Source organism: Taibaiella soli, from assembly GCF_003236175.1.
Classification (GTDB): Bacteria; Bacteroidota; Bacteroidia; order Chitinophagales; family Chitinophagaceae; genus QKTW01.
Genome location: NZ_QKTW01000028.1, coordinates 37,455 through 53,529 on the forward strand (window position 1 = coordinate 37,455; position 16,075 = coordinate 53,529).

The following is a 16,075-nucleotide window of genomic DNA, read 5'->3' on the forward strand; positions in this document are numbered from 1 at the left end:
ACCACACATCATTCAAAATAATTAAGACATGAATTTTTACCCTAAAAACCTTCGCGGTATTGTTACTGCTTTTTTATTTAGTATCTGCATTTGCCAGCAAGCCACAGCAAAGGAAAATTTTAATGATGAATATTTTCTTCGGAATCTGAAGCAGAATAATTTTTCTATAGACCCGTCTGCAGTGGCCGTTGTACTGTATGAAAAATCGACGGTAGATATTTCACCTGATAACGGATGGGTTGTTTCGCAGAAAGTACACCGGATTATTAAAGTCATCAGGAAAGAAGGGCTGGACCAGGCAGATGTATTGGTGGCGACTTTCCATGTAAATGGTTCTTTTGCCGAGATAAAGAAAATAGCTGGTACTACATATAATCTGGAGAATGGCCAGATGCAGCAGCAGCAGCTGAACACAGATCTTGTAACCGCTGAAAAAGATTACATGTTTCTGACCAGAAAATTTAGCATGCCGTCTGTGAAAGAAGGATCGATCATCGATTACACCTATACAATCCGGCACGATTTTGGACTGATGTATACCGACTGGACTTTTCAGGACGGTATTCCCTGTCTTTACAGTGAACTGGAAACCACTATTCCGGTAATATTTGATACGCGTTCCATGACTCAGGGAAATCTTCAGTTTGTGGAGCTTCCGAATGGGCCGCGCAAAATTGCAGACTCATTGTTGCCGGAGTCCTTTCGATATTCGGAAATAGTTAATGGCAACGAATTTAAAAACAGTCACTGGGTACGCAGAAATATTCCCGCACTCGAAGAAGAGCCGTTTGTGGCGAGTGTAAATAACTACAAAGAGAAGATCAAATTACAGATCACAGGCACAACCAAAAATAGTTTCTCCGTCAATTTTCTGAATACCTGGCCAAAACTCAACAAAGCATTGTACGAGAGTTTTAGCTTCTACCGACCGCTGGTACTGCGTCATGAGGACATCGGCCGCGTTGCGAAAGAGCTTACAGCGTCCTTAAACGATGAAACAGAAAAAGCCAAAGCCATTTACAATTACGTTCGCAAAAATATTTCCGCAAAAGAAAACTCCGGAATATGGTCGACCAGAGATCTTAATGATGTATTTGTAAAACATACGGGTACACCGGCTGAGATTAATCTTGTGATGATCGCGATGATGAAAGCTGCAGGCCTGAATTGCGATCCCGTGATTTTGAGCACGCGTGAGAATGGTAAAATATACGATGCATTTCCGGCGCTGACTGGATTTAATCATACAATCGGAATGCTGGTAGTGGGCAGTGAAACCTATTATCTGGATGCATCCGAGAAATATAATCCATTTGGAACCTTGCCGGAACAATGCTACAACGGCTATGCGCGTCTCGTTAATCAAAATGGAGGCAGCGTTAATTTGCTGCCGGAAATGAATAAGAACAAAGGAATGGTGGTGGTAACAACCGAGAACGCCGATCCGCAGCATTATACGCTCAACTTCAAGCAATATTTTACCAAGGCAGAAGCAGCGGGATTAAGGGCTGAATGGTCTGCCGATACTACAGAAATCCGCAAGCACCTTATCAAAAGTCTGAAGGTATTGTCGCTCAATGCAGCATTGAAGACTTATGAAATTCAGAACCTTGATAATCCTGAATCCGCACTGACGCTCAATTATACAGTTTCCTTAAGCTGGCCTTCCGGCAAAAGTGTTTATTTCACGCCAGTGTTTATGAACCGTTATTCCAGCAATCCGTTTAAAGCTAATGAGCGCATTTATCCGGTGGAGATGGATGGGGTTACGGATTATTCTTATTCATTACAGCTAAAGATACCGGATGGTTTCACCCTGGAAGAAATGCCAAAATCGAGCATCACTACGATTGACGAGAAAGATGAATACAAGTTTATGACGCAATATGATAAGGAGACGAATACATTGCGGCTGAACGCTCGTTTGCAAATGCTCCGTACAGATTTTCAAACAGAGGAATATCCGGTTGTGCGGGCGTTTTTCGATAAAATACTTGCCGCTAATCAGCAGAAAATAATACTGAAATAATGCTATTGCAGCTTCCGTATAAACCCTTTATTTTTCACGGTGGACGCGGGATTTGGGAGGTTTATGTTATTAGTTTCCTATTAAGCCTTAAAACAATTTTGTTTAGAACTGATTTTATTATTTTCGTTTCTTCTAGAACATTTAAAAGAACATAGCGAACATACGTTGCCTATGAAAAAAAAGAAATATAAGCTACCCTACAAAGTCAACATAATGGACATCCTGCCGTTTGAGGAAATCTACAGCTGGCAGCGCGATAAGTTTTTTATTGATATTCCCCGTGTAGCAGACGGAGAAATGTATTTTGAGGTTGGAACGGATAAGCAGAAAGTCGAATATTCAGCACTGGATATAACTGATGTTTTGGGTGACTTGATGGATGCTTTGAATAAGATCATTCGTCCGTCCGGTAATAATGACGGAACAGGTTACCGTGCGTCTGATTACATCGCGCAGGTGATTCATGACACCGAAAACGGTATTTTTCTGTGGACATTTGTCTATTCGGAAAACCTGCTGCAGATCGCGATCTGGAAAACATGGAATGTTGATTTTCTGGAAGAGATTGCTGACTATCATTTTGATGCGGCAAAATATGAAGCAGCGAAGCAAAAACCGGTAAAGGACATTACACAAGGACTTAAATTTTCCGTAGCGATGCGCCCGGATTATTTTATACTGCCGTTGCTGAATGCCGCCAACCGACTGAAACAATCACACACACCGCGCGATTATGAAAATCATTGCGCATTCCCTTTCCCTGAAGACCAGTATGCCGACCTCAAGCATTGGCTTGATACAGAATGGCAAGCTGAATAATTTCGCCCGTATGGCAGAGACCCTTAACTTTGCCGCATGCAAGCGTTTTTACAAGCCGTTTTTAACGGACAACACATAAATGAAAAGAATTTTTTCCTCATGGCAGGTCCATGCGTAGTGGAAGGGGAAGAAGTCGTAATGAAAACTGCCGAGCAGGTCGTGAAGATCTGTGAAAAACTTAAGATCCCTTACATCTTCAAATCCTCTTACCGAAAAGCCAATCGTACGCGCCTGGACAGTTTTACAGGTATCGGCGATGAAAATGCGTTGAAATTACTGGCAAAAGTAAAAGCTACTTTTAATGTGCCGGTGGTAACGGATATTCATGCGGCTAATGAAGCGGCTATGGCTGCCGAATATGTAGATGTATTGCAGATCCCTGCATTTCTCTGCCGTCAAACAGATATTCTCATCGCAGCTGCTGAAACTGGTAAAATAGTAAACGTGAAGAAAGGCCAGTTTTTGTCGCCGGAAGCAATGCAATTTGCAGTAGATAAGCTCCGCCAGAGCGGTAATGAGCAGATCATCCTGACGGATCGCGGTGCTACATTCGGTTATCATGATCTGATTGTTGATTACCGTGCTATCCCGACGATGCAGCAAATGGATGTACCAGTGGTGCTGGATTGTACGCATTCTTTGCAGCAGCCGAATCAGACAAGCGGCGTTACAGGCGGTAATCCCGCAATGATAGAAACCATTGCCCGTGCTGGTATTGCAGTCGGTGCTGATGGTTTGTTTATCGAAACGCATCCAAATCCTGCACAGGCTAAATCAGATGGAGCTAATATGCTTCGCCTCGATCTGCTGGAAGGTTTGCTGGACAAACTGGTAAGATTGAAAGAAGTAGTGAATACATTATAAAACCCCGGCCCTAAAGGGAGTTACATAATTTAGATTAATCTTCGTGGAGGCTTTGAGTCTCCACGATTTTTTTGTCCTAGCCCCTGAAAGGAAATTCCTTGCCGCACATTATCCAGATTAAACACATTCTTCACATTGCCATTATCGCATTAATTGAAATCCAATTCTTCTGTATTCAGATGGCGCATAGAGCATCCGATTGTGTACGTCCACCGTTTCGCCGTGAAACAATAAGCGATAATGTGCATAGGCTGCTTCTTTGATCGGCTTGCGCGAATAGAGATTCAGAAAGTTGCTGTGCTCGGTGCCGCACAGCGGTTCAAAGTTGATATAGATAGCCTGCTGGCTGAGCGGCTTCTTCATGTGCTCACCCATAATCTGCCGAAAACCTGCAATGCGTGCCCATTTTAAAGTGCCATCCTCCGGGTTGTAATGAACATAGATGTGTTCCCCGAAATGTATTTTATCTACCCATTTTGCATGTTTTTTCCGTGGTACACAAGGCGCATTCAGGATAATATTATCCACCCATACCGATTGATTATAGCGGATTACAGCATCATGTTTCGCGATTTCCCGAATCATATTGTTGCCCATGCTATGAAAGAACAGCGACAGATGTCCGGTACCCATTTTATGTTGATCACGCAGCATTTTTACGGTATCGAGCACAGGCATAAAATCCTTATAGCAAATACAGGCGTTGCGGAGCGCAAACTTGTAATTCTTCAACGGCTTGTATGTTGTACGAATACTGGGGTAGTCGAGCAACAGTACATTTACGCCATATTGGCCGCTCATTTGCATGCCACGATCTGCATCCGAAGTGAAGATTTTACCCATGCCTTCTGTATAAGTCACCCAATCTCGATTGATGTCCGGCACTGCGCGTATAGCATTTACAATAGAAGCATATGGGTGAATATACCATTTGCCGGCACGGGCATACATCAGATAATAACGCAGCGTTTTTCCATCACGTAATTCACCGACAAACCGGACATCTCCCGGTTGTATATTCCGGCTGCTGGCGATCACAATCACTGTATCTGAGGCTGCAAGCGCCGGCAACGGCTGCTCGGAGCTTTCCATGATCATGTTTTTCCAGAAGTCTTCGTTGTTGAAATATTCGTAAGGGGATTGGGCGTTGGTATTAGTTAAAAATGCTATTAGCAAAATGAGTGAGAGCAGGTAGCGCATGGAGAAAATTGAAATAATGTCAATAAAGTTAAAGGAAAACCTTTCTTTTTTGGTCCAAACGGGGGATGAAAAAACCAGTCTGAACCATTAAGTTTGCTTCCGTTTTACAATTCACATTCATGAAGCTGAATAAATATGTATTGCTCGCCGCAGCCGGAGTATTGGCCTTGCAGCCAGCGATAGCGCAAAAGAAGAATTTTACGATTGCTGAAGCTACCAATGGCATGACTACTACATTGGCACCGAAAGCGATTAAACAGGGCAGCTGGCAGCCGGGAACCAATAATTTTTTCCAGGTAGCAAATAATGCATGGGTAAGAACTGCTTATCCATCCATGAAAACGGATACGGTATTGTCTGCTGATTTTCTGAAAACCGACAGCATGAAAGCTTTCCCGACAATGAACTGGGCCGGTAATAATGTGTATTTCCAGAATGGTGATCATTTGTTTGTTGGCAAGATGAGCGATGGTAAAATCAATTGGAACAAAAAGGCTTTGCCAGAAAACGCGGAGAATGTATTTGTTGATAAAACTACAGGCGCTGTAGCATTCACGAAAGACAATAATCTTTATTTGCTGTCGAACGACCAGCCCGTGCAGATTTCTCACGACGCGGATCCTGCGATTGTGAATGGTAAATCCGTACACCGCGATGAATTCGGTATCGACCACGGTATTTTCTTTTCTCCGAAAGGTACGTTGCTAGCGTATTACAGAATGGACCAGCGTAACGTGAAAGATTATCCGGTAATTGACTGGAGTGAAGTTCCTGCCAAGAACAACAACATCAAATACCCGATGGCAGGTGGTCCTTCTCATGAAGTGACCCTGAATGTTTTTAACCCTGCTACTAACAATACGGTGACACTCAAAACCGGTGAACCTAAAGATCAATATCTGACTGGTGTAACCTGGAGTCCGGACGAAAAATATATTTTCATTTCGGTGCTTAACCGCGACCAGAATCATCTTTGGTTAAATCAATATGATGTTGCAACAGGTGAAAAGGTAAAAACGCTTTTTGAAGAAACGGATTCGAAATACGTGCATCCTGAACATGGTATTAGCTTTCTGCCGGGCAGCAACGACCAGTTTATTTTCTGGAGCAATAAAGATGGTTTCAAACATCTGTACCTCTATAACACAGACGGAAAGTTGGTTCGCCAGATCACAAAAGGTAGCTGGGAAGTCAATGAGATCGTTGGTTTCAATAAAGACAAAAGCCTGGTGTTGATTACGGCTGCAAAAGAATCTCCGTTGGAGAAACATAGCTATGCTGTAAACTGGAAAAGCGGCAATATGACACGCCTGGATAAGGAAGCGGGTATGCATACTGTGAGCGCAAGCGAAGATGGTAAATACATTTTTGATGTATTTAACGGTGCGGGTATTCCGAAGAAAAGTATGCTGCGCAGCGTGGATGGCAAGAAGGAAACGGTGTTGATTGATGCGCCCAATACATTGGCTGATTTTGATCGTCCGGAAATAAAAAATATTACGCTGAAAGCTGATGATGGTACGCCGTTGTACGGCAAACTGATTCTGCCTACGCATTTTGACAGCACGAAGAAATATCCGGTGATTGTTTATCTCTACAATGGTCCGAATGTGCAGATCGTACACAACCAATTCCCGGAAAGCGGCAATCTCTGGTATGAATATATGGCGCAGAAAGGGTATGTAGTATTCACGATGGATGGCCGTGGCAGCAGTAATCGTGGTATGGCATTTGAACAGGCTACGTTCCGTAAATTGGGTACTGTAGAACTGAATGATCAGCTGAAAGGTGTGGATTATCTGAAATCATTGAAGTATGTGGACGCAGCGCGTATGGGTATTCATGGCTGGAGCTTCGGTGGCTTTATGACTACGAGCATGATGCTGCGCAATCCTGATGTATTTAAATGTGCAGTAGCCGGTGGTCCGGTAATAGATTGGAAAATGTATGAAGTGATGTACACGGAACGTTACATGGATACGCCGCAGGACAATGCGCAGGGTTATGAAGATGCGAATCTGCTGAGCAAGGTGAAAAACCTGAAAGGTAAGCTGATGCTGATTCACGGAACTAATGATGATGTGGTGGTTTGGCAGAACAGTATTAAATTCCTGAAGAAATGTGTAGATGAAAATGTGCAGGTAGATTATTTCGTTTATCCGGGTCATCCGCATAACGTACGCGGCAAAGACAGAGTGCATCTGATGCAGAAGATTTCTGATTATTTTGATTTATACCTGAAACCGTAGACGGTGAATAGTCAATGGCGAATGGTCAATGTTTGTGAAACGTCAAACGTCAAAAGTCAAAAAATCCCGGTCACATTGTGGCTGGGATTTTTTTGTTGAAATTTTCTCGCAGCGGCACTACGATACCGCGTAAAGTTATTTAACGGAATATTGCGTCTTTGTGTCCGCTGTGAGAGAAAAAACTTTTGCGTCTTTGCTCCTTACGCATCTTTGCGGGAAAGCCTTATCTTATTGCTAATGCTCTCGCCATTGTTAGATAATAAGCGCTTTGCGTCTTTGTGTCCGCTGTGAGAGAAAAAACTTTTGCTTCTTTGCTCCTTACGCGTCTTTGCGGGAAAATTGACATTTTAACGGAATATTGCGCCGTTGTCCCTTCGTGAGAAACCTTCGTAATTGCGTTGGGAGTTCAGAGGAGCTAGAGGAGGCTTTATTTAAACAGCTCAAAGCTATATCGCGCGTTGCTCCAGAACTCATCCAGTGCAATGATGCGTGGTTTGAAAAAGGAAATTAATTCCGGCCAGTCTTCCTGACGGAATACGCTCACGCCTTCAATGCAGGTTGAAATGCGGCTCACTGTTCTGTTTTGTTCATCACGTGCATCCGGCTCCCATTCCCATTCTTCATCCAGCGTTGCGTGTAATACGCTTTTCAGTTCTTCAAACTGTTCATACATGAGTTCGCGCATATTCGGGTCCGACATTTCAATCATGATGCAAGCTGTTTTGTTTTCAGCCGTCATTTTGAAATATAGATTTTTGATCCCCGTTTTATAGTTGACCCAGTTGATGCGCATGCCGTCGGCAGAGGGTTGCATGGCGATGTATTGCCCGAAGGTTTTCCAGAATGTCTGTCTGATCGCCGATGCCTGTTCTTTTGAATACAAGCAGCGAAGATAAACTTTAACCCCCAACCCCTAAAGAGGAGTTTTTGTGCCTTTTGTTAGTGCTGCACCGGAATATTGCTAAAGATCAGACTGTCCTCTTCCGCTGGCAGGGCTTTTAATTGTTGCTTTAATCCGGCGATTACGATCCAGTATGCAATCCAGAAACCAAAAGAGGCAATACCGATCAAGCCGGTAAGTAGCAACGGAATATTCGCAGAGAAATATCTGTTTAAGACTGTAAGCAAAAAATTCAATGTAAAAGTTGCAGCGTAAACATACCCGATCCAAGTGGCGGTAGCAATGGGAGATGGGAGACCTCTGCGTTTATACTCAGTATCTATGGATTCGGAAACGCCTGCTACCGTGCGGAACAGCCAGTAATAGTTGAATATCGGCACAAACAGTAACCAAACCTGGTCGGGATGTATTTTACGGTTTTCAAAACGGACCAGTTTCAGTGTTTTGGCCAATGTATTCATAAACAAGGCGCCGACAACAAGGAAGATGATAAAGAAAATGAATTGAATGATTGCTAAAAACATTATTCGAAGATTATAGTTTATTGATAATATCGTTTTGTTGAAAGTTGTTCTTTATGCTAATGTTGTACGGGAATGTTTTTGAAAATAAGGCTTTCTTCGTTTTCCTTGGGAGGTAATTGACTTAGTTTTTTCTTGTAGTCTGCAACATTGGCCCAGTAAGCAATCCAGACGACAAAGCTGGCCAGAAGCAGGAATGAATTAAACGGACTGTCGCGGGTAGTCCAGCTCATAATACTACAAACAATATCAAGTACCGATGTGGCAATACCAAGTGCATACGTTGGCCTAGGTGCAATTACAATTGCCCGGCTGCGAAACTCGTTGCTGATTGATGCTGATATTTTTTTAGCTAAAACGAAAGACCAATAGAAATTGAAAATCGGTATCAGTATCAGCCACACCTGATTGGGCTCCAGGGTGCGATTGCGGATATCAACCAACTGCAGCGTTTTCGACAAAGTCAGGATAAATAGTACCGTGACGGTCAGAAGGCCGCCAAGAACTATCAAACCAAGAATTAATGCGCCGATAGGGTCCATGTGAGTTATTTTTAATATTAAATCCCTTCAAACATACGATTTCGTTTATAAAATCAAAAAGCGTTCCAGACTAATCGTGTGGAACGCTTTGTTTGTGTGATGTTTTATTGTGAATTTATTTTCCTTCAAACATACGATTCAATCCCAGTACGTCTTTCATTGTAAAAACGCCTTGTTTGCCCGCTACAAATTCAGCGGCCAGTACAGCACCTTTGGCAAAACCTTCGCGGTTGTGCGCTGTATGCGTGATTTCGATATCGTCGATGTCTGAAGTATATTTTACAACGTGAGTACCCGGTATATTTTCAATACGGTGTGCCACGATCGCAATGTCTTCCGGTTTTTCCTCTGTTTCTTTTGTCCAGCGGGTTTTACGTTCCAGATGATCCAGAATGCCTTCAGCAATTGTGATTGCCGTGCCGCTTGGTGCATCTTTTTTCTGTGTATGGTGCGTTTCCTCCACGTTTACATTGTATTCGCCGTGGTCGTTCATCAGACGCGCCAGTTGCTTGTTCAGCTCAAAGAAAAGATTGACACCCACGCTGAAGTTAGACGCCCAGAGAAACGCTGTTTTATTTTCTACTGCTGTGTATTCTGCATGCGATAAACCTTCATTCCAGCCGGTGCTGCCACAAACGACGGGTACGCCTGCTTTCAGGCAGATTTCTACATTTTCTTTCGCTACTTCAGGGTTGGTAAATTCAATCACCACATCTGCGCGCTGCAGATTTTCAGCGGTAAACTCATGACGGTTGGCCGTCGCAATTTTTAAAACGATGTCGTGGCCGCGTTCCTGGGCGATTCTTTCAATCGCTTTGCCCATTTTGCCATAGCCTACCAATGCAATATTCATGTGGTTATTGTAAGAGGAGTGAAAGAATAGTAAATACAGCAAAAGAGATACTGGCAATGCCGTTCATGTTGGCAAACGCCATGTTCACTTTGCTGAGATCATTTGGTTTTACGAGTGTATGCTGATAAAACAAAAGGCCTACATAAATAGCCGTGCCAATCCAGTACAGCCAGCCGAGCTGACCATAAACGCCTGCGCCAATCACAAACAGTGCTGCAAAAACATGCAGAATGTTTGACACCATCAATGCATTTTTCTTGCCCAATGCAGCGGGAATGGAATGCAGTTTCTGACTTTTATCAAACTCTTCGTCTTGCAAGGCATAGATAATATCAAAACCTGCTGTCCAGGTAAATACTGCGAAAGAGAAGAATACAGGCAGAATATCGAAGAAGTCGGTAACTGCGAGAAATGCGCCTATGGGTGCCAATGCTAATCCTGCACCCAGCACCAGATGGCAGAGGGCGGTGATTCTTTTCGTATAACTATAAAACAGAATGACGAACAGTGCGATTGGCGATAAGATCAGACATGATTTATTAATCAGCGCTGTTGTTGCTACAAACAATACACTATTGATAACCGTGAAAATAAGTGCATGCTGTGGCTTGATGATACCTGCGGGAATTTCTCGTTGTGCCGTACGCGGATTCATTGCATCATAGCGACGATCGAGCCAGCGATTGAACGCCATAGCCGCGCTGCGTGCAAAGACCATGCACAACAGCATTTTGATAAACAGATCCCAACGGAACGTCTGGTGAAAATAAGTAACCGCCATTGTAAAACCAATCAACGCGAATGGCAATGCAAAAACGGTATGGCTGAATTTTACCAGCGAGAGGTATTGTTTTACCCTTGTCGGGAAAGAAACGGTTGTTGTTGTCATTTTGCTTTTACTTCTGCTTCAAAACCAATAGAAATAGATTCAGCCTGCGCGTTGGAATGGATCATTACATTTTTCTGCTGATGCCCTTCTTTATGTGCGCTGTTAAACTGTACCAGAATCTCGCCGTCGCCACCCGGAGCAATTGGCTCTTTCGGGTAGGATGGAGTAGTGCAGCCGCAGGAAACATCTGTTTTTGCAATCAGCAACGGTTGTGTACCTGTGTTGCGGAAATGGTACGCGTATTTTACCACGTCGCCTTCGGTAATCGTACCAAAGTTGTGCGATGTTTCCTCAAACGTGATGGTGGTTTTTGGCATGTCTTTCGCCTGATCCATACGCTTGTCGTTTTCCGTTTTCGGTAGTTTGAAATTTGCGCCCATAGCCTCGCCGCCGGCACCACCGATATGGTATTTGTTGAAAATAGCCGTACTACTTACACCGCTCAGTTCCACCAATGCAATGGCAAAACAAGAAAGCGTGAGTACGGTCATTAAGACTGTTTTTATTTGAGGATTCAAACTATTTGAGATTTAATATTTGTGATTGAAGATTGATCGCCGATGTGGAAACACCTTTTTTATTTGAGATTTAATATTTGTGATTGAAAATTGACTGCTAATGTGGAAACACATTTATCACATTAAAACGCATTCACCACATCATCATTACCGCATTGTCGCATTATCGGATTGTCGTATTAAAACACATTCATCACATTAAACACATTCACACATTCGTTATCGCGTTACTGGATTAGAAAAAGCTACGCTTTTTCTTCCCAGATCTGCGCCAGATGCACGATTGTCTCTACTGCTTTTTCCATATCCTGTACACTCACATATTCTTGCTTAGAGTGAATGCCCATTTCGCCGGTGAAGATATTCGGACAAGGTAAACCCATGAATGAAAGACGTGCGCCATCGGTACCACCACGGATGCTGATGCGTTTGGCCTGCATGTCAGCGCGACTGTACGCTTCTGCGGCGTAATCCATTACGCGCGGATGATGATCAAGCACTTCTTTCATATTGCGGTATTGTTCCTTGATGGTAAATTCTGCGTGAATACCCGGGAACATCGCAACGGTTTTATCAACCAGGCCTTTCAGACGTTGCTCGTGTGTGGCCAGTTTTGCAGTATCAAAGTCACGGATGATAAACTGAACAGTTGCTTTTTCCAGCATGCCTTCCATATGTACCGGATGTACAAAACCTTCCATGCCTTCGGTAAATTCAGGACCCCATTCGCCATGTGGCAGCATACTTACGAATGTACCGGCAGCTTTAATGGCATTCACCATTTTGCCTTTTGCATAACCAGGATGCGCGCTGATACCATTGAAGGTAACCATTACGGCATCCGCACTAAAATTTTCACCTTCGAGGTGACCGCGCTCTCCGCCATCCAGCGTGTAGCCGAAGTCAGCGCCCAGTTTTTTCATGTCTACTTTATTCACACCACGACCTACTTCTTCGTCTGGTGTAAACAGAATACGGATTTTGCCGTGTTTTACTTCCGGATGCTGGATGAGGTAATTAGCCAGATCCATGATGATTGCCACGCCCGCTTTATCGTCAGCGCCTAGCAGGGTTGTGCCGGATGCTGTGATGATATCGTCGCCGATGCGTTCCAGCAAGTATGGATGTTCGTTTGTATTAATTACCACCAACGGATCGTCTGGTAAAACAATCGGCTGACCGTTCCATTTTTCATGAAGGATTGGTTTTACACCAAAACCACTACAATCCGGTGCGGTATCTACGTGTGAGCAGAAGCATAAAACCGGTACATTTTCTTTTCCTGAAGTAGCCGGAATGGTGCCATACACATAACCATACTCGTCCAGTTCGGCATCAGAAACGCCAATTACTTTCAGTTCCTCCACCAGAATACGGCTCAGATCTTTCTGTTTTTCGGTAGAAGGCTGAGTCGGAGACGCCGGATCGCTTTGAGTATCAATCTGTACATAACGCATAAAGCGTTCAGTTACTGTATGTTTATAATTTGCTATCGACATGAAGAGAAATTTGCGCGTAAAAATAACCTTTAAATGGTTAACTGGGTAAATGGTTAATTGGGTAAATGGTTAAAGGGTTAATTCGTTGATGCGTGAAATGTGTGAAATGTGGTTTAATGTGTGAGATGTGTTTGCCCTAAGTCAGTAATAACATGTCACGTGGGAATGTGTGAATGTGGTTTAATGTGTGAAATGTGTTTGCTCCAAGTACGTAATAACATGTCACGTGGGGAATGTGTGAAATGTGGTTTAATGTGTGAGATGTGTTTTACCCTGAGTACGTAATAGCATGCCACGTAGGGAATGTGTGAATGTGGTTTTAATGTGTGAAATGTGTTTGCTCCAAGTACGTAATAACATGTCGAGGGAAGGAGACGTCCCCGCGTAATAGGGGCCTAATGATTCAGAGAGGTATTGTGGGGAAGGTTCGGGATTGATGCTGGAAACCAAACATGAGCATTTTATGTTTTATGTTTTCTTTTGCTTTTGAATTTTTATTTTCAAATTAAACTTAAACGCCTATGAAATCCTCAGCCTTCCTTAAAACCTTATGCTCACTTTGTCTGTTGCATAGCAGCAGTGCATTTGCCAACTATGCAAGGTATTATCAGCTTGTAAATAAAGCAGAAGAAACCTTTGTAACGACGAAAGACAAGAGCTGTTACAGATACTATGATTCAGCTTTTAAAGAATACAAGTTGCCTTATCTGAAAGACGCCTATATCGCGGCGGAGATTGCGTTTTATCTGAAAGACACTACTAAATTCCTGCATTATCTGGGTATCAGCTTTCGCAATGGTCTGCCATTGTCTTCAGTAAGAAGTGCGCCTATGCTGCGGCATATCAACCAGGATCCTGTTTATTCAAAAATAACAGCCTTGTACGAAAGCAATAAATCTGCTTTTAAAGTCGATGCGCAGGCCCGAAATGCAATCTGGCTTTTGTGCCATGAATCTGACAGTCTCAAATGCGAAACAGGAAAGAAGAAGAGTAACGTTCCCGCTTCCGAAAGGCGTCAAAAGTTCTTAGCTTATGAGAGTGGATTTCGTGAATACATTTACACGAACTATCTGAGTAAAGATATTTTTCCGAATGAAAGAATTATCGGGGTAGCTACCGATTCTTTGAATCTGGCGCTGCTCAAGGCAAATAATAAAGTGGATGTATGGGCTCTTGCTGGTATTCCAACGGAATCTTCAGACGAGGACAATAACAAAATTGATTATGAATTGCTGGCGAAATACTCCTTGTCGGTAATGATTCATTCTAAATGCTCTTTCTGGAAATACAGGGAGCATTTATGGAATGCAGTGCTGAATGGCTATATGCAACCTAAAGAATACGCGATACTGCATGTGACGAGTACAATATGGAATCAAACCAATGATAATCCCTGGGACGATTGTACGATTGAACGGCAGGGTCATTACTATTATGTCATGCCGGAAGAAACGCGCGTAGCGCCGGATTTTTCGGCTGAAACAATGGCACAGATCGAAAAGAACCGCGCGGCTGTTTATCTGCAGAAATATTCAGTAGACGAGCAGAAAAAGCAAATGCAGCAAGAAACGGGTATCTGGTTTTTTTACGATTTCCAGGACAGACAATCCGGCTGATGTCTGATTTGTAACCGCATGTCAGGTCGAGGGAAGGAGATGTCCCGCGTTATTTGGATCTGTGTTTTCGCGGGATTTCTCATTTTTCGGAATGACAAACACGAGCCTGATTTAATGTCGTCCTGAATAGCCCTTTACGCGCTTTGGGTTTTGACTTTTGAATTTTGACTTACTTTTGTAATGTTCCCGCATTTCTCACCCACTTACATTTTACGAACATGGCATCATTACAAGGCATTACATTATCGCAGATCATTACCGTCACATTTACGCTTTTTGCCGTGATTGATATGCTGGGTTCTATCCCTGTGCTGATTAGTCTGAAGGCCAAGATGGGTAAGATTGATTCTGTGCAGGCGACGTTGGTCTCCGGTGGATTGATGTTGCTGTTCTTTTTCCTCGGCGATCAGTTGCTCAATATGATGGGTGTGGACGTTAATTCCTTTGCCATAGCGGGTTCTATCGTGATCTTTATCCTTGGATTGGAAATGATTTTAGGTCATGAATTATTTAAAGGCGACAGTGATACCAAATCAGGAAACGTTGTTCCGATTGCTTTTCCGCTGATTGCGGGTTCGGGTACACTTACCACGATCATGTCGCTGAAAGCCGCGTACAATCAATACACCATTCTCATCGGCATACTCATTAATCTGGTGATCGTTTTCTTCTGTCTGCGTTCCATCAATGCCATTGAAAAATTGCTCGGTCCTTCCGGTATAGCAATGGTGCGCAAGTTTTTCGGCGTGATTCTGCTGGCGATTTCTATTAAAATATTCCGGAATAACGTGGGTTTTTAACGGCCGGAAAAAAGCAATACGATTGGTACAATAAACGTCAGTAAAACGGTGATGATTCCTCCGAGGAAAATAATATTGCCATGTTTTCTGGACGGAGTATCATAAGCGAAAATTCTGTTTCCATCGGGGAGTGTTTTCCTGGTACGGGAAACGGCCCAGCCCCAGACGGCACAATAAACAGGCACCATCCAGAAAATGCCTATCCATACAAAGGATAGAAGAAAAGTCTTTATTAAACAAAGGACAACCAATGCGTAGGTAAGCATCACCCAGAACGAATCAATTGTTTTTGGCTCAGCCATTTGCTGAATGCGTTCTTCGCGCAGCGTTTCAATGTTTTTATTATCGACGCTTACGTTTCGTTGCTGTAGAATGGCCTTCGCCAGATTATAATTGTAAGCGCCCCATTCGTCGGGTTTCGCAAGCACTTCTTCCAATTCTTCATTCGACAGCGAGAACAGCATATAGTCTTTATCTACAGTTGAAATATCAACCGGTGTGTGATCAATCAATAGCTGTCGGGCCCGATTAAAATCTTCCTGTGGAATTTTCAGGAATACATTATTGCCATATTCCTTGCCAATAAAATTACTGTCGAGAATGCCGTGTACATTTTCAATTTCTACCGGAATACCTTCTGTTTGCAGCAGTTTGCTAGCACCTTCGGCTTCTTCCAGTGTTTCAAATCTTTGGAATGTGAGCATATGAATAAGATTTTAGGATGATACAAAGATGTGGATAATTTTTTAATGTGAACTATACTGCCAACGTTATT

At 43.1% G+C, this 16,075-nt stretch carries 15 protein-coding genes; 6 read left to right on the top strand and 9 right to left on the bottom strand.

Annotated elements, in window-relative coordinates; all coding sequences use genetic code 11:
• Positions 1–28 precede the first annotated feature (28 nt).
• The 3 genes from DN068_RS20875 (at position 29) to kdsA (ending at position 3,712) form a co-directional block, all read left to right on the top strand.
• Positions 29–2,029 carry a DUF3857 domain-containing protein gene (locus tag DN068_RS20875; protein WP_111000895.1) on the top strand — a complete coding sequence of 667 codons (2,001 nt, stop codon included), beginning with the start codon at positions 29–31 and terminating at the stop codon, positions 2,027–2,029.
• Positions 2,030–2,200: 171 nt separating this feature from the next.
• Complete coding sequence (locus DN068_RS20880; RefSeq protein ID WP_111000896.1) at positions 2,201–2,848, top strand: hypothetical protein; 648 nt, start codon at positions 2,201–2,203, stop codon at positions 2,846–2,848.
• Positions 2,849–2,884: 36 nt separating this feature from the next.
• Positions 2,885–3,712: a 3-deoxy-8-phosphooctulonate synthase gene (kdsA, locus tag DN068_RS20885; protein WP_111000897.1), complete on the top strand. Its 828-nt coding sequence runs from the start codon at positions 2,885–2,887 to the stop codon at positions 3,710–3,712.
• 141 nt (positions 3,713–3,853) lie between these two features.
• Here kdsA and DN068_RS20890 read toward each other — a convergent pair whose 3' ends face one another.
• Positions 3,854–4,912, bottom strand: a complete 1,059-nt coding sequence (locus DN068_RS20890; RefSeq protein WP_111000898.1) for an alpha/beta hydrolase family protein — start codon at positions 4,910–4,912, stop codon at positions 3,854–3,856.
• A gap of 119 nt (positions 4,913–5,031) precedes the next feature.
• Between DN068_RS20890 and DN068_RS20895 the strand changes: the two genes are divergently transcribed.
• On the top strand, positions 5,032–7,161 hold the full coding sequence (locus DN068_RS20895; protein WP_111000899.1) for a S9 family peptidase: 2,130 nt from the start codon (positions 5,032–5,034) through the stop codon (positions 7,159–7,161).
• Between the two features lie 427 nt (positions 7,162–7,588).
• On the opposite strand, the gene DN068_RS20900 is transcribed toward DN068_RS20895, so the two are convergent.
• The 7 genes from DN068_RS20900 to pepT form a co-directional block, all read right to left on the bottom strand.
• The gene (locus DN068_RS20900; protein ID WP_111000900.1) at positions 7,589–8,044 is read right to left on the bottom strand and encodes a DUF4268 domain-containing protein; all 456 of its coding nucleotides are present in this window, start codon (positions 8,042–8,044) and stop codon (positions 7,589–7,591) included.
• Between the two features lie 56 nt (positions 8,045–8,100).
• Positions 8,101–8,586, bottom strand: coding sequence for a hypothetical protein (locus DN068_RS20905; RefSeq protein WP_123985438.1), 486 nt, complete (start codon positions 8,584–8,586; stop codon positions 8,101–8,103).
• 56 nt (positions 8,587–8,642) lie between these two features.
• The gene (locus DN068_RS20910; RefSeq protein WP_111000902.1) at positions 8,643–9,125 is read right to left on the bottom strand and encodes a hypothetical protein; all 483 of its coding nucleotides are present in this window, start codon (positions 9,123–9,125) and stop codon (positions 8,643–8,645) included.
• A gap of 115 nt (positions 9,126–9,240) precedes the next feature.
• Positions 9,241–9,978: a 4-hydroxy-tetrahydrodipicolinate reductase gene (gene dapB, locus DN068_RS20915; RefSeq protein WP_111000903.1), complete on the bottom strand. Its 738-nt coding sequence runs from the start codon at positions 9,976–9,978 to the stop codon at positions 9,241–9,243.
• A gap of 4 nt (positions 9,979–9,982) precedes the next feature.
• Positions 9,983–10,867: a UbiA-like polyprenyltransferase gene (locus DN068_RS20920; RefSeq protein WP_111000904.1), complete on the bottom strand. Its 885-nt coding sequence runs from the start codon at positions 10,865–10,867 to the stop codon at positions 9,983–9,985.
• Positions 10,864–11,358, bottom strand: coding sequence for a DUF1573 domain-containing protein (locus tag DN068_RS20925; protein ID WP_111000905.1), 495 nt, complete (start codon positions 11,356–11,358; stop codon positions 10,864–10,866). Before DN068_RS20925 ends, DN068_RS20920 begins: the two co-directional genes overlap by 4 nt.
• 272 nt (positions 11,359–11,630) lie before the next feature.
• A complete protein-coding gene (gene pepT / locus DN068_RS20930) occupies positions 11,631–12,884 on the bottom strand; it encodes a peptidase T (RefSeq protein WP_111000906.1) in 1,254 nt (417 codons plus the stop codon).
• A 521-nt stretch (positions 12,885–13,405) separates the two neighbouring features.
• Between pepT and DN068_RS20935 the strand changes: the two genes are divergently transcribed.
• Positions 13,406–14,500 carry a hypothetical protein gene (locus DN068_RS20935; protein ID WP_123985439.1) on the top strand — a complete coding sequence of 365 codons (1,095 nt, stop codon included), beginning with the start codon at positions 13,406–13,408 and terminating at the stop codon, positions 14,498–14,500.
• Between the two features lie 218 nt (positions 14,501–14,718).
• Complete coding sequence (locus DN068_RS20940) at positions 14,719–15,300, top strand: MarC family protein (RefSeq protein ID WP_111000908.1); 582 nt, start codon at positions 14,719–14,721, stop codon at positions 15,298–15,300.
• Here the strand turns inward: DN068_RS20940 and DN068_RS20945 are convergent.
• Positions 15,297–16,004 (bottom strand): hypothetical protein, encoded by a 708-nt coding sequence (locus DN068_RS20945; protein ID WP_111000909.1) that lies wholly within the window; start codon positions 16,002–16,004, stop codon positions 15,297–15,299. The two genes, DN068_RS20940 and DN068_RS20945, sit on opposite strands and share 4 nt — an antisense overlap.
• Positions 16,005–16,075 lie beyond the last annotated feature (71 nt).

What these genes read in the sequence shown, in the direction of transcription:
- DN068_RS20875 (WP_111000895.1), top strand. Translation starts at nt 29, where the DNA reads ATGAATTTTTACCCTAAAAACCTTCGCGGTATTGTTACTGCTTTTTTA.
- DN068_RS20880 (WP_111000896.1), top strand. Translation starts at nt 2,201, where the DNA reads ATGAAAAAAAAGAAATATAAGCTACCCTACAAAGTCAACATAATGGAC.
- kdsA (WP_111000897.1), top strand. Translation starts at nt 2,885, where the DNA reads ATGCAAGCGTTTTTACAAGCCGTTTTTAACGGACAACACATAAATGAA.
- DN068_RS20890 (WP_111000898.1), bottom strand. Translation starts at nt 4,912, where the DNA reads ATGCGCTACCTGCTCTCACTCATTTTGCTAATAGCATTTTTAACTAAT.
- DN068_RS20895 (WP_111000899.1), top strand. Translation starts at nt 5,032, where the DNA reads ATGAAGCTGAATAAATATGTATTGCTCGCCGCAGCCGGAGTATTGGCC.
- DN068_RS20905 (WP_123985438.1), bottom strand. Translation starts at nt 8,586, where the DNA reads ATGTTTTTAGCAATCATTCAATTCATTTTCTTTATCATCTTCCTTGTT.
- DN068_RS20910 (WP_111000902.1), bottom strand. Translation starts at nt 9,125, where the DNA reads ATGGACCCTATCGGCGCATTAATTCTTGGTTTGATAGTTCTTGGCGGC.
- dapB (WP_111000903.1), bottom strand. Translation starts at nt 9,978, where the DNA reads ATGAATATTGCATTGGTAGGCTATGGCAAAATGGGCAAAGCGATTGAA.
- DN068_RS20920 (WP_111000904.1), bottom strand. Translation starts at nt 10,867, where the DNA reads ATGACAACAACAACCGTTTCTTTCCCGACAAGGGTAAAACAATACCTC.
- DN068_RS20925 (WP_111000905.1), bottom strand. Translation starts at nt 11,358, where the DNA reads ATGACCGTACTCACGCTTTCTTGTTTTGCCATTGCATTGGTGGAACTG.
- pepT (WP_111000906.1), bottom strand. Translation starts at nt 12,884, where the DNA reads ATGTCGATAGCAAATTATAAACATACAGTAACTGAACGCTTTATGCGT.
- DN068_RS20935 (WP_123985439.1), top strand. Translation starts at nt 13,406, where the DNA reads ATGAAATCCTCAGCCTTCCTTAAAACCTTATGCTCACTTTGTCTGTTG.
- DN068_RS20940 (WP_111000908.1), top strand. Translation starts at nt 14,719, where the DNA reads ATGGCATCATTACAAGGCATTACATTATCGCAGATCATTACCGTCACA.
- DN068_RS20945 (WP_111000909.1), bottom strand. Translation starts at nt 16,004, where the DNA reads ATGCTCACATTCCAAAGATTTGAAACACTGGAAGAAGCCGAAGGTGCT.